Source organism: Alkalimonas amylolytica, from assembly GCF_900107845.1.
Classification (GTDB): Bacteria; Pseudomonadota; Gammaproteobacteria; order Enterobacterales; family Alteromonadaceae; genus Alkalimonas; species Alkalimonas amylolytica.
Map to the genome: position 1 here is coordinate 251479 of NZ_FNRM01000001.1, position 13556 is coordinate 265034.

A 13556-nucleotide genomic window follows, 5' to 3' on the forward strand; every position below is an offset into this window, starting at 1 on the left:
GAAAGTGATTCCTGTGCAACAGCGCTGCGTCTAGCAAGGCGCAGGCACAATCCATTCAGAGCTAATTGACGGATTCGATGGTCTCAAAGCTGCAGGCAATAACACTGCCTCTTACAGTTCGCTCTGCCGCAGCTAACAACTCCGCTCGACGCTCAGGCGTCAAAACGGTCTTAAAGTCGTCGCTTTCAATGTCGTTAAGTACCTGCGTTTCATCTTGATCCAGTTTCCTGATCACCATACTTAATCCTTTGGCTTTTCTCTTGATAGATTTATCTTTAGTGATTTGTTGTGATTTTTTAGTTTGAAATACAACACAACCCCAAAAGCTGCAACAATCAACAAGACAAGAGCTAGTTTTTTATTGTCGGAACTCTTAATATCAGCGTATTGAACAAAGTCTGAGTAGGAAACAATCGCTTCTTTTCCTGAACGAATTTCCCACACCTCATAACGACCAGAGCTCAATACCCGGATCTTGGTGCCAGGCTCAAGTTCGGTTAACTTTTGCCAGGTGCCGGCAACTCGGAACTTACGATCACCAACATGAAGATCATAGAACACAACACCACGCCTGTTGTAAGTCTGGCGGATACCATGGTATTCGCCATAGTACGAGTGCAATACTGAATAGCTTGGTACTTGATTTCCCGTAAAGAAAAAAGGCAGTAGCACGATGATGGCTATTGAGCAGTACAGCCAATATTTTTGCTGTGCTGCTGACTCTGGTTTTTTTAACCAGATAATTTCTTGGGTGGAAGATTTCTCTGCAACAGATTGTTCTTGCCGTTTGGCAATCCAATGATCCAGTTCTTTTGCTCGCTCTGGATAACGCTCTGCATTCAGATGTTTTTTAGCATCAATTAAGCTCGCTAATGAATATCTTGAATAATCAGGTGCACCAAAAAAGCCCGCCAAGTTGAGTTCCTTCTATATAACCCAAAAAAAAGGAGAGTCCTCACCACTTTTAATCTTAATTGACTCATTAATCAACAATAAGAGAATTGATTCGAATAATTATTGAAAGTGGAGTTAACTATGGCTTATTAACAGCTGAAAAACAGAGCCCACGCACTGGCATCCCGCTCATGCTGTTGTTGATAGTTCAGGATGCTGTGCATAGGTTTTTTAGACTCCAAATAGGTTGCACTTAACCTAATCAGCTTTTATCTGAAAGTCTTTGGGCAAATTTCGCCAGTGTTCTTTTAACTGACGCTGGTGCTCGTCATTCATTGGCAGATCCTTGATGGCTTCTGGCCACAAGGCTCTAGCCTTTGTTATCACATCATCCAGGTGTGGTTTGATAGCCCGCCATGGGATCCCTGCCCGGTCTGCCCACCATTGAAAATTCGCCAGTGAAACATCGTACCAGGCTTTGGTTTTCCCTAAATTGAGCGCAAACTGCCTTTCACCATCCATATAGACACTGGTGGTTAGGATATCGTAGGCCGGGGAAAGTCTTGGCGTGACTTGATCTGCATAGAGCAAGCTCCAATTTTTCAGGTGCGCATCGCCATTGGCGAGCAGAATATTCACCAATAATCGTCTGGCAAACTGTTGTGCATCCGCCAGGCCATCGCCAGAAAAGTCATAGAGAATCTTGCCGATTTGCTCATAGCTTGCCGAGTTGTATTTTTCGTGAGGATACTTCACCAATACCTGAGCAAAATCTTCCATGTGAATACGCGTATCCTGCTCGCGGTCAAAACGCTTGATCGCAAAAGCCAGCTTTTCATCCGGCAAGTTAATTTGCGGCAAATTATCCAGTTTATTTAGTTCAACCAGTTTGATATCAGGGATATGGATGCCAACCAATGCCGCTAGTCGCATCGCAGTGTACTCGTTTAACGGGACATCTTTGTGCCTGGTCGATGGTGTCTTTACAATCCAATCTCCCAGGATATCCCCATTGGCAAGATTGTAGCGCCCATCCTTTTCCTTCATGGAGAATTTCATCTGAACCCCGGCCAAAGAAAACTTGTTTTCCTTTGCACCTTTGTCAAATTTTACCGCTCTCACTTTGCCATGCGAGCTCAGTACAGTTGCTGGCACCTCTTCCGGATCCATAGGTTCAGCTACCAGGGCACCAGGCAAATCGGCTCCCAAACAGGTAAGAAGATGGAATTCCTGATCGACATGAACTTTAAGCCCCTGCGCGATCAACTCCCTAAGCGCGCCTTCTGGCAGTAAATTAGACAAGGTAGGGTGCAATCGTTGGTTTCGCGACCAGGGTTCTGACATAAGCTTTTCAGCTTTTGGGAAAGCTGGGTGAGTAATCAAACTAAATGTCGGGCGATGAATATCGTGTTTAAACGCCTCGGTAAAACTCAAAACATTCTTGCCGCCCTGATAACCAACCAGATAACCCACCAAGTGGTTATGCAACCTCAGCCTGAGTACCTTGACCTCTTCTGCATAGCTGGCACTCACTGGTCATCCCCCAATAAATCCTGCCATGGATCATCAGAGAGGCTTTTCTTGGTCTCCTCGTGATCTGGCGCTGAGGGTCGTTGATCAAGCGCTGAAGGCTTTTCCTCCAACAGCGCCAATACGGCACTAAGCTTATCTTTTGGGATCAGCAGAAGTTCACTGCTTAAGCCCTTAGCTATCAGCTCCAACGTATCCAACCTGGGGTTTCCCCTGGACTCGAGGCGCTGGTATTGCTGGCGTGAAATACCAACACGCAACAGCATATCGTTTTGCTTAAGACCGAGCGTTAAACGCCGCTGCTTTATCTGCTGAAGTAAAGATGTCATCTAAGTAGTCATATAAGTTGCTTTTCCGTCATTAAGAAACATGCTAGTTGCCTAACACGCAAAAAGCAACAAATGCGTTGCTTTTTGCGTAAGTCCAACAAGGATTGAAGTAGTAACTGCTGCCACGCCCTAACTTTGCAGCAGCTGCTCCAACACATGCTGCAGGATGCCGCCGCTGCGGAAGTACTGCAGCTCGGTGTCGGTGTCGATACGGCATCTGACCTGAAAGCGTTTTACCTTGCCATCGGCGCTTTTGGCTTCGACGGTCAGTTGCTGGCCAACGGTTAAATCCGCATCCAGCTCTGGCAGGCTAAAGCGCTCTTCGCCGGTCAGTTGCAACACCTCGACATTTTCACCGTCGCTAAACTGCAAGGGCAGCACGCCCATGCCAACCAGATTGGAGCGGTGAATGCGCTCAAAGCTTTCAGCAATGACGGCTTTAACGCCAAGCAAACGGGTGCCTTTGGCTGCCCAGTCCCGGCTGGAGCCGGTGCCGTATTCTTTGCCGGCCAACACCACCAGCGGCTGCTTGTCTTGTTGGTAGCGCATGGCCGCATCGTAAATCGCCAGTTGCTCACCGGATGGAAAATGCCTGGTCTCCCCGCCTTCCACCCCGGGCAGCAGGTGATTGCGGATGCGGATATTGGCGAAGGTGCCGCGCATCATCACCTCGTGATTGCCACGGCGTGAGCCGTAGGAGTTAAAATACTGTTCGGCCACGCCTTGCTGCTGCAAATAACGACCGGCTGGCGAGCTGGCCTTGATGGCCCCGGCCGGGGAAATATGGTCGGTGGTAATGGAGTCGCCAAACAAGGCCAGCGCGTAGGCATCCTTGATCGGTTCTATGCGCACCGGCTGGCCAAAGTCGGCAAAAAAGGGCGGCTGCTGGATGTAGGTCGAGCTGTCATCCCAGTGGTAGGTGCGATCCTCGGTGACCGGCAGCTCTTTCCAGTGGGCATCGCCGCTAAACACATCGGCGTATTGCTTACGGAACATGGCACCATCCACCAGGGCGACTGCCTCGGCGATTTCCTTTTGGCTGGGCCAGATATCTTTTAAATAAACCGGGCCATGCTTGCCCTCGCCGATAGGGTCTTCGGCTAAATTGATCAGCATGGTGCCGGCCAGCGCATAGGCTACCACCAGCGGCGGTGAGCCCAACCAGTTGGCTTGCACCTGCGGATGAATGCGACCTTCAAAGTTGCGGTTGCCCGATAGCACCGAAGCCACCGCTAAATTGCCCTGCTCGATGGCATCACTGATGGCATCCGGCAAGGGGCCGGAATTGCCGATGCAGGTGGTACAACCATAGCCCACCAGATGAAAACCCAACTGCTCCAGCGATTTGGTTAAGCCAGCTTTATCCAGGTAATCGGTGACCACCTTGGAGCCCGGCGCCAGCGATGTTTTCACCCAGGGTTTAACGTTAAGGCCATGCTCAATGGCTTTTTTCGCCACCAGGCCGGCGGCCATCATCACACTGGGGTTGGAGGTGTTGGTGCAAGAGGTAATGGCGGCAATCACCAGATCGCCATGCTTCAGCGCATGCTCCATGCCGGCAATGGCCACGGCCTCATGTTTGTTTTTCAGCTGCTCCAGCTCCAGCTGCATCACACCTTTGATATCCGGCAGGATCACTTTATCCTGCGGCCGTTTCGGCCCGGCCAATGCCGGTTTCACCGTGGCCAGGTCCAGCTCCAGCACGGCACTGAATACCGGTTCTTTGCTGGCATCGTGCCATAACCCCTGCGCCTGGCAGTAAGCCTTCACCAAAGCAATTTGTTGCTCTGAGCGGCCGGAAAGCGCCAGATACTTCAGGGTTTCTTCATCCACCGGGAAAAAGCCACAGGTGGCACCATACTCGGGAGACATATTGGCAATGGTGGCCCTATCGGCCAGCGGCAAGTGCGCCAGCCCATCACCAAAGAATTCGACAAACTTACCCACCACCCCCTTGGCCCGCAGCATCTGAGTGACCGTAAGCACCAGATCGGTGGCGGTGCTGCCTTCCGGCATCTTGCCGGTTAACTTAAAGCCCACCACTTCCGGCAGCAGCATCGAGACCGGTTGCCCCAGCATGGCCGCTTCGGCTTCAATGCCACCCACACCCCAGCCGAGCACACCCAGGCCATTGATCATGGTGGTGTGTGAATCGGTGCCTACCAGCGTATCCGGGTACACCCAGGTAGCCCCATCTTTGTCTTCGGTCCAGGCGACTTTGGCCAGGTATTCCAGATTGACCTGATGGCAAATGCCGGTGCCGGGCGGCACCACCCGAAAATTGCGAAAGGCTTTCTGGCCCCAGCGTAAAAAGGCATAACGCTCGCGGTTACGCTCCACTTCCAATGCCACATTGTCACCAAAGGCTTCGGCAGTGGCGAATTTGTCGACCATCACCGAATGGTCAATCACCAGATCCACTGCGGATAACGGATTAATCAGCTCCGGATCGGCGCCGGCTTTAGCCACCGCATCGCGCATCGAGGCCAAATCCACCACAGCAGGTACGCCGGTAAAATCCTGCATCAGCACCCGGGCTGGCCGGTACTGAATTTCCCGGCTGGAGCTTTTATCCTGCAACCAGGCCAGCATGGCGGTCAGATCCTCGTAGTGTACCGTCACACCATCCTGATGGCGCAGCAGGTTTTCCAATAGCACTTTCAAAGACAATGGCAACCGGCTGATATCGCCCAGGGTTTCAGCTGCTTTGACCAGCGAGCAGTATCGGTACTCCTTGTCCCCCACGCTCAGACGGGCATCGCAGTGGATTTTCTTTGCAGTCATAACCTTGCTCCTTAATCGTGTGCTGGCCAATGGGAGTAGCGTGCGCAGCTGTCTGTTCGTATCATGGCAACAGGTCTATCAGCTTAGTGGACAGATGACGGCACCGCCAATCCAACTACCTATTTATGCATGGGGTCAGTTCCAGTATTGTTCAACCGTGATATGGCCGGGCGAGCTGCGCAGGTTTTTGCGCAGGCCTAAGATTTCAAGCTCAGCCCGTACCGCTTTAATCATCTCCGGGTTGCCGCACAGCATCACCTGACTGTCGAGATCGAACTGAGCGCCAGCGGCCTGTTGCAACTGCCGGTTTTGAATCAGCTGCGGCAAGCGCGCTTGCAGCGCCTCGGGATGCGACTCACGGGTCACCACCGGCTGATAATGGAATTGCCCGGGGTAACGCTGCTGCCAGCTGGCGATACGATCGCGGTACACCAGGTCTTGCACCTGCCGCACGCCATGCACCAGCACGATGCGCTTAAAGCGCTGCCAGGGCTCATCCGTGGCCAGCATCGATAAATAAGGCCCAATGCCGGTACCGGTAGCCATCAGCCAGAGCGTCTCGCCTGCAGGCAGTTCATCCAGGGTGAAAAAGCCGGTCGCTGGCTGGCTGACCCAAAGCCGATCACCGGCTTGTAAGGCGTGCAGCCGCGGCGACACTTTGCCGTCGGCGACGGGGGTGAGTAAAAAATCCAGCCGGGTATCACCAGGGGCATTCACCAGCGAGTAGGCACGCTGCAGCCGGCCTTGTGCTGTTTCAACCGCTAAGCGGACAAACTGGCCGGCGATAAAATCAAAACCAGGCAATTCCACCCGCAAACTGCATAAATGTGGATGCCAGGCGAAATTTTCTGCAACTGCTGCCTCTAACCATTGTGCCATCATGGCCTCCTGTGCTTTATAAACCCAGCCTAAAATACCCGACTAAAATAGTCAACTACTCAACCAGTTTCATCCATTCTTATTTAGAAACAATATTTTGCAAAAGAGCCAGCCTTTTATTGGGCTGGATCAAGAGCGGTCACGATTCGTTGCTATACTCTAGCAGAATCATGCCAGGAGGGATCCGTGCTTAAAATTTTGTTTGGTGTTGCCCGCTTACCGTTTTTAACCTTAACCGTACTCTGCATCGCGCTGGCAGCGACCGGCAGTTGGTATCAGCAAGGCAGCCTGTCCATCGGCTTACTGCTGTTGGTCCTGCTGATGGCGCTGGCGGCGCATATCAGCGTCAATGCCTTTAACGAATACTTTGATTTTCGCTCCGGCTTGGATTTTCTAACCCGGCGTACCCCTTTTAGTGGCGGCAGTGGCACCCTGGTGGCGGCGCCAGAGCAAGCCCAGCTGGCACTCTGGCTAGCCATTGGCAGTTTGCTGCTGGTCAGTGCCATTGGCCTTGCACTTAGTGCGCTGGTCGACTGGCGCTTGCTGCTGCTAGGCCTGCCTGGGATTCTGCTGATTTACAGCTACACCGATTACATCAACAAATCGCCGCTGCTCTGCCTGTTGGCACCCGGGGTTGGCTTTGGCGCTTTGATGACGCTCGGCGCTTATTGGGTGCTGGCCGGTCAGCCCGATGCACTGGCGCTGAGTTTATCGGTCTTGCTGGCACTGCTGATCAGCAACCTGTTGCTGCTGAATCAATTTCCGGATATCGAAGCCGACCGTCAGGTGGGCCGCCGTCACCTGCCGATTGTGCTGGGCCCGGCTAAAGCGGCCTGGGTGTTCAGTGCCTTGCTGCTGGCCTGTTATCTGCTGCTGGGGGTGTCCGTCTGGCAAAACTGGCTGCCCACAGCTGCCTTGCTGGGTGTGCTGACATTACCACTGGCAGCGCATGTCGCCTGGTCGCTGCATCAACAAAGCCGAAGCCATACCAGGGGCCCGGACCAACTAACCGCGCTGCTTGGCAAAAATGTGCTGTTAACCCATGCTTTGCCCGCCCTGGTGTTGCTGGGCCTGGTACTGGCGAAACTGCAAGGAGCAGCCTGATGCATGACGCTGTCAAAACACTCAGCACCGATGTGCTGGTAGTCGGTGGCGGTGGTGCTGGCCTGCGCAGTGCCATAGCCGCCACTGAAGCAAACCCAAAGCTGAAGGTTACCCTGCTGTCCAAGGTGTACCCAATGCGCTCGCACACCGTAGCTGCCGAAGGTGGCGCTGCCGCCGTGACCATGGCGCACGACAGCCTGCAGGCCCACTTTGACGATACGGTGGCTGGCAGCGACTGGCTGGCCGAGCAAGGGGTGGTGGATTACTTTGTCAAACACGCCTTTGATGAATTGGTGCAGCTGGAGCACTGGGGCTGCCCCTGGAGCCGGCAACAAAGCGGTGAAGTGCAGGTACGGCGCTTTGGTGGCATGAAAACCGAGCGTACCTGGTTTGCTGCCGATAAAACCGGTTTCCATATTCTGCATACACTGTTTCAAACCTCGCTGAAGTACCCACAGATTAGCCGGCTGGATGAATACTTTGTGCTGGATTTGCTGGTGCATGACCGGCACTGCTATGGCGTAGTAGCCATTGAGATTGCCAGTGGCGAGCTGGTCCAGATTAAAGCCGCCAGCGTGATTCTGGCGACCGGCGGTGCTGGCCGGGTCTATCAGTTTAATACCAATGGTGGCATTGTCACCGGCGATGGCATGGCGCTGGCCTATCGCCATGGTGTGGCACTGCGGGATATGGAGTTTGTGCAGTACCATCCCACCGGTTTGCCTGGCTCTGGCATCCTGATCACCGAAGCCTGCCGCGGTGAAGGCGGTATTTTGCTGAATAAAGATGGCTACCGCTATCTGCAGGATTATGGCCTGGGCCCGGAAACCCCGCCTGGCCAACCGCAGAACAAAACCATGGAGCTGGGGCCACGCGATAAACTATCCCAGGCATTTTGGCACGAGCAACAACAAGGCCGCACCATCCAACATCCACAAGGTGAAGTGGTGCATTTGGATCTGCGTCATCTGGGCCAGCGCTTCCTGCTGGAGCGGCTGCCTTTTATCTGCGAGCTGGCTAAAGCCTACGTCAATGTCGATCCGGTCAAAAGCCCAATCCCCATTCGCCCAGCGGTGCATTACACCATGGGTGGTATTTTAACCGATACCAACTGCGCCACCAGCATTGCAGGCCTGTATGCGGTGGGCGAATGCGCCTCGGTTGGCCTGCATGGTGCCAACCGGCTGGGCTCCAACTCTCTAACCGAACTGCTGGTGTTTGGCAAGGTAGCAGGGCGTGAAGCCGCGCGTGTTGCCAGTGAGTCGCATCCGGCTGCTACCGAAGCCTTGCTCAGCAGCCTGACCGAACAGGCGCTTACCCCATTGAAAAGACTACACAACAGCAATGGCACCGAGCGCTGGCACGAGCTGCGCCAACAGTTGGCTGAAAGCATGGAGCAGGGCTGCGGCATTTATCGCAGCGAAGCGGGCCTGCAACAAACACTCAGCACCCTTAACCAACTGAAACAAAGCTATCAGCAACTGCGCCTTGGCGATACCGGCAAAGCCTTTAATACCGAACTGTTGCATGCACTGGAACTTGGTTTTGGGCTGGATGTGGCCGAAGCCATGTGCCAGGCAGCACTTGAGCGAAAAGAATCGCGCGGTGCCCATCAGCGTCAGGAGCCAGGACTTACCAAGCGCAACGATGAGGATTTTTTGCGCCATAGTCTGGCTTTTTATCAAACGGGATCCGCAGCCCGGATTGAATGGCAGGCGGTGGATACCAGTTTGTCGCCACCAGCTGAGCGCCGCTATGGTGGCCAACAACAACCTGACAACCCGCCAAAGGAGAGCTGCTAATGCCAACCCTAGAGATGCGATTGCAACGCTACCGGCCAGAGCAAGACAGCGCACCGCACTGGCAAGACTTTCGCGTTGAGTACGACGACAGCACTTCGGTGCTGGATGCGCTGGAGCAAATCAAGGCCGAGCAGGACAGCAGCTTAAGCTACCGCTGGTCGTGCCGGATGGCGATTTGTGGCTCCTGCGGTATCATGGTCAATGGCGTGCCCAAGCTGGGCTGCAAAACCTTTTTGCGCGATTACCCCAAGGGCCTGCAACTGGCACCCCTGGGTAATTTTCCGGTAGAAAAAGATCTGATCGTGGACATGTCGCGCTTTTTGGAACATTTAACCGCCATAAAGCCTTATCTGATTGCCGAGGCCGCACCACAAGGCCAACCCCACCGTCAAACCCCTGCCCAGCTGGCGCGCTACAAGCAGTTTTCCAACTGCATCAACTGTGGCCTTTGTTACGCTGCCTGCCCACAGTTTGGCTTAAAACCGGACTTTTTAGGCCCGGCGGCTATTGCGCTGGCGCATCGTTACAATCTGGACAGCCGCGATAGCGGCAAGGCTGAGCGCATGGCACAGTTAAACAGCGATAATGGCGTCTGGGGCTGTACTTTTGTTGGCTACTGCTCGACCGTCTGCCCTAAGGGGGTGGATCCTGCTGCGGCCGTCAATCAGGGTAAGATAGCATCGACGCTGGATGGGGTGATCCAGTGGTTTAAGCCCGCCAAGGAGCCTCGCAACAAGGAGCAAAGCAAATGAGCCGAAAACCCTATCAGCCGCCGATGCCAGCCAGCTGGTGGCTGAAGCATCCGGCCTACCGCTTTTACATGCTGCGCGAAGCCACCGTAGTGCCACTGCTGTTCTTTGTCGCCAGTCTGCTGTATGGCCTCTATGCCTTAGGCCAGGGCGAAGCGAGCTGGCTGCACTACCTGGCTTGGTTACAACAACCCTGGGTCATCGCACTAAATAGCCTGGCGCTTGTGGCCAGCTTGTTTCATGCCTGGACTTTCTTTGCGCTCTTTCCACAAGTGATGCCGCTGCGCTTTGGCAGTCGTACCCTCCCCGCCTGGCTGATGGTCAGTGCCCAGTGGGCCGGGGTGTTGCTGGTTATTCTGGCGCTGTGGTGGCTGTTAGGAGGTGTGGATGCGCACCAATAAGCAAGACACCCCTCAAACAACCCCACGCCGCTCGGATGAACCCATCTGGTGGTCACTGTTCAGTGCCGGCGGTGTTTGCGTGGCCATGCTGGTCCCGGCCATCGCTTTGCTGGTGTTGCTCGGCATCCCGCTTGGGTTAGTAAGCGCCGAGCAGCTCAACTATCAGCGCTTGCAGGCGCTGGTGTTTCATCCGCTGGGGCTGGGGGTGGTGCTAGGGGCTATGGTGCTGCCACTGTTTCATGCCATGCACCGCATTCACCACGGCTTGCACGATCTGAAACTGGCCCATGGCCGCCTGGCGAAATGGCTGTGTTATGGCAGTGCTGTACTGCTCAGCAGCTTAGCACTCTGGCTTTGGCTTACTGTAAGCATGGCCAGCGGTTAGTTGCACTGGTGTATCTGATGAAGCAAATCGATCCATTCTTTGACGGCGGCTGGCATTTCAATCTCAATACGGTCGGCTTGCCCCAGCTGACTGCGATGGAAGCGCCACTCTCTTTGTAAATCATCCAGCTGCTCTGCCACTTGTTGCTGTTCCTCCACCGTCAACTCCACATCTGCCAACATAAAGAGTGGGTTACCTTGGCGAACAATCTCCAGCACGGGCGCCACCCAAACATCAAACTCCATCAGCGCACGAATAGTGACCAGCAACTGCCTTTTATCACTTTCAAAAGACTCTGGTAAGATGCCATCTTCATTCTGGTAACGCTCAAGTTCTGCCTGATAGGTAAGGGCCTGGAAAGCAAACATCATCGGCACATTATGCAGTGCCGCCTGATAGAGCCAGAAACGGGCTTTGGCGTATTCAGGTACCGGTATGTCCGAACCATCGTGCTCAGCAAAGTCTGGCCAAAGCATTGGAAAGGCATAATAAACCCCCAAGGCCCGCATAGCCAAAACATCCCCAGCCTGAGCTGCCAACTCAATTGCCGACAGATCCTGATGCTGGTAATGCTCATCCGTCCAGTTGAAAAAAAGCAATTCATTGCGAGCCCAGTCATCAGCCAGAGGCCGGGACGGATGCTCTTCGAGCAACGCATAAGGTGGGCATTCCGTGGTAGCGATGGCAGCGGGTGCATCATCAGAGGACTTCGCATCAGTTGCCGTAACCTCCGCGACGACGATAGCGCCCTCTTGCTTGGCATCAAGGTTATCAGAGGTAAACGGCTTTGCTTCATCCTCAGTAAAAATGAACGGCTCAGCCAATTGGGGTTCGGCAGACAGCTCTGATAACTCAAACCAGACAGGGCTTGGCTCTGGCTGACGTACCCACCAGGCCAGCAACGCCAGCACCAGAGCCATCAACAATACCAGCCATTTCATCCAGGCCTCCTTACCCGTTCCAATTGATGCCAGCTCAGGCGGCCAGCTCTTTCACCCACTGCATCAGTTTGGGGTACACCTGGCGGCTTTGCCGGGCAATCTCGGTTTGCTCCTGCAAAATATCGTGCAAAATATCCTGGGTGGTCAGCGGGTTGGCCAGCACCACCCGAAACACGATCATTTCCTGGCGTTGGTACTGCTCGGGCGTTAAGCGGGTCCGGGACACAAACGACTTGCCCTGTTCACGTTGCCGTTTCTGGATAAACTTGGTCAGACTGTTCAGCAGCTCGTTGATTTTCTCGCGCTGCTCCGGGCTGGCTTTATGCAAAGCCACTTGCACTTCGGCCGGCACATAACGGTAGGTCAGCAAACACAGCTCCGGCTCGGTGATCAGCTCAAAGTCGCTATGTGCTTTTACTAAACCAGCAAAGTAACGGGCTTTTTCCAGGCTGCGGTTGATCAAAATCTCATAGCCATCCCGGCCAATGACCTGCAGACAGGCATGCACCAGCATCGCCATGCCAGGGCGGGAGCCTTCCAGCGTCTGACTGCCCAAATCTTTTGAGCCTTTCCGTAAAATGTACTCAGCGTGGTGCTCGATGGCGTGGGCACTGGAGGGATCTTTAAACACCACCATGCCGGCGCCCATCGGCACATACATCTGTTTGTGGGCATCGATGGTAACGGAATCGGCCCGTTCAATACCGCTTAGTAAGTGTCGGTATTTTTCCGACAACAAGGTTGCTCCCCCCCAGGCCGCATCGACATGGAAACAGCATTGCAGCTCTTGCGCCAAATCAGCCAGCTGATGCAAAGGATCGATGTTGCCCGTCTCGGTAGTGCCAGCCACGCCAATCACCGCCAACACGCGGATATTTTTCGCCTGCAACTCAGCACAGATACGGCGCATCTCAGCCATATCAACCTTATTGTTGCCATCGGTTTTCACGGCAATTAAATCATCGCGGCCAAGGCCCAGCACATCGGTCGCCTTGCCTAGCGAGTAGTGGCCTCGCTCAGACACCAGCACCGCCAGGCCATCGTAGCCATAGTGCTTCATCGCGCGGAACAAACCTTCACGGGCGATGCCACGAAAATCACCATCTGGCCCCAATAAGCGGTTACGTGCTATCCAAAGCGCGCTGATGTTGGCGATGGTGCCACCCGAACAAAAAGCACCCAGCGCATGATTGGCACTGTGCATCCACTTGGTGTAAAAACCGGCATCCTGCTGATACACCAGATGGTGCATCATACCCAGCACCTGGCGCTCCAGCGGAGTAAAGGCTTTGGAGGTTTCGATTTTGACCAGGTTCTGATTCAGCCCCACCATCATTTTCGACAGTGGCAGCACAAAGTACGGCAAGGCCGAGGTCATATGGCCAATAAAACTGGGCGAAGCGGTATGCACCGAGTGCGCCACCAGCTTTTCCATCATGGCATCGGCGTAATCGGAGACAAATTGTGGTGCCAGCGGGATCTGAAAGTCCTGAAAATCACGCTCGATTTGCCACAGCGGTTTTTCCACCGCCACGATGCTTTCGCGCAGGAATCCGGCCAGATTCTGCGAAATGTTCTGCTCAATTTTGCTGAGCGTGGAATCCGGCGCTTCCGGCACGGTAAAAATCCGCCAGAGTGCTTCTTCCGATGCTGTCGCCTGCCGTTTACTCACATCTATCCTGCTCGTTGACTCCGACTCTTTGGCCGGTATGGGTGCCACAAAAAAGGGCATTCACTTTACTGCATGCCTTGCCAAAA

13 protein-coding genes are annotated in these 13556 nt (G+C 54.1%); 5 read left to right on the plus strand and 8 right to left on the minus strand.

Going from position 1 to position 13556, the window contains the following annotated elements; genetic code table 11:
• Positions 1-61: 61 nt before the first annotated feature.
• The 6 genes from BLW37_RS18680 to BLW37_RS01145 form a co-directional block, all read right to left on the minus strand.
• Positions 62-238, minus strand: coding sequence for a hypothetical protein (locus tag BLW37_RS18680; RefSeq protein ID WP_171907509.1), 177 nt, complete (start codon positions 236-238; stop codon positions 62-64).
• Between the two features lie 2 nt (positions 239-240).
• Positions 241-915 carry a hypothetical protein gene (locus BLW37_RS01125; protein ID WP_091338174.1) on the minus strand — a complete coding sequence of 225 codons (675 nt, stop codon included), beginning with the start codon at positions 913-915 and terminating at the stop codon, positions 241-243.
• 237 nt (positions 916-1152) lie between these two features.
• Positions 1153-2427: a type II toxin-antitoxin system HipA family toxin gene (locus tag BLW37_RS01130; protein WP_091338177.1), complete on the minus strand. Its 1275-nt coding sequence runs from the start codon at positions 2425-2427 to the stop codon at positions 1153-1155.
• Entirely contained in the window at positions 2424-2753 is a 330-nt protein-coding gene (locus BLW37_RS01135; protein ID WP_091338179.1) for a helix-turn-helix transcriptional regulator, read from the minus strand. The genes BLW37_RS01130 and BLW37_RS01135 overlap by 4 nt, the downstream gene beginning before the upstream one ends.
• Before the next feature lie 129 nt (positions 2754-2882).
• On the minus strand, positions 2883-5537 hold the full coding sequence (gene acnA / locus BLW37_RS01140) for an aconitate hydratase AcnA (protein ID WP_091338181.1): 2655 nt from the start codon (positions 5535-5537) through the stop codon (positions 2883-2885).
• 135 nt (positions 5538-5672) lie between these two features.
• On the minus strand, positions 5673-6416 hold the full coding sequence (locus BLW37_RS01145) for a ferredoxin--NADP reductase (RefSeq protein ID WP_091338183.1): 744 nt from the start codon (positions 6414-6416) through the stop codon (positions 5673-5675).
• A 186-nt stretch (positions 6417-6602) separates the two neighbouring features.
• Here BLW37_RS01145 and BLW37_RS01150 point away from each other — a divergent pair, with 186 nt between their 5' ends.
• From BLW37_RS01150 to frdD, 5 genes are read left to right on the plus strand one after another with little or no spacing between them, the layout of a single operon-like run.
• Positions 6603-7520, plus strand: coding sequence for a prenyltransferase (locus tag BLW37_RS01150; RefSeq protein ID WP_091338185.1), 918 nt, complete (start codon positions 6603-6605; stop codon positions 7518-7520).
• Positions 7520-9322 carry a fumarate reductase (quinol) flavoprotein subunit gene (gene frdA / locus BLW37_RS01155; protein WP_091338187.1) on the plus strand — a complete coding sequence of 601 codons (1803 nt, stop codon included), beginning with the start codon at positions 7520-7522 and terminating at the stop codon, positions 9320-9322. The genes BLW37_RS01150 and frdA overlap by 1 nt, the downstream gene beginning before the upstream one ends.
• Positions 9322-10074, plus strand: coding sequence for a succinate dehydrogenase/fumarate reductase iron-sulfur subunit (locus BLW37_RS01160; protein ID WP_091338189.1), 753 nt, complete (start codon positions 9322-9324; stop codon positions 10072-10074). The genes frdA and BLW37_RS01160 overlap by 1 nt, the downstream gene beginning before the upstream one ends.
• A complete protein-coding gene (locus BLW37_RS01165) occupies positions 10071-10472 on the plus strand; it encodes a fumarate reductase subunit C (RefSeq protein WP_091338190.1) in 402 nt (133 codons plus the stop codon). The genes BLW37_RS01160 and BLW37_RS01165 overlap by 4 nt, the downstream gene beginning before the upstream one ends.
• A complete protein-coding gene (gene frdD, locus BLW37_RS01170; protein WP_091338193.1) occupies positions 10459-10857 on the plus strand; it encodes a fumarate reductase subunit FrdD in 399 nt (132 codons plus the stop codon). Before BLW37_RS01165 ends, frdD begins: the two co-directional genes overlap by 14 nt.
• Here frdD and BLW37_RS01175 read toward each other — a convergent pair.
• Both BLW37_RS01175 and panP read right to left on the minus strand, forming a co-directional pair.
• Positions 10854-11798 carry a hypothetical protein gene (locus BLW37_RS01175; protein WP_091338196.1) on the minus strand — a complete coding sequence of 315 codons (945 nt, stop codon included), beginning with the start codon at positions 11796-11798 and terminating at the stop codon, positions 10854-10856. The two genes, frdD and BLW37_RS01175, sit on opposite strands and share 4 nt — an antisense overlap.
• Positions 11799-11832: 34 nt before the next feature.
• Positions 11833-13530, minus strand: a complete 1698-nt coding sequence (gene panP / locus BLW37_RS01180; RefSeq protein WP_091338198.1) for a pyridoxal-dependent aspartate 1-decarboxylase PanP — start codon at positions 13528-13530, stop codon at positions 11833-11835.
• Positions 13531-13556: the final 26 nt, after the last annotated feature.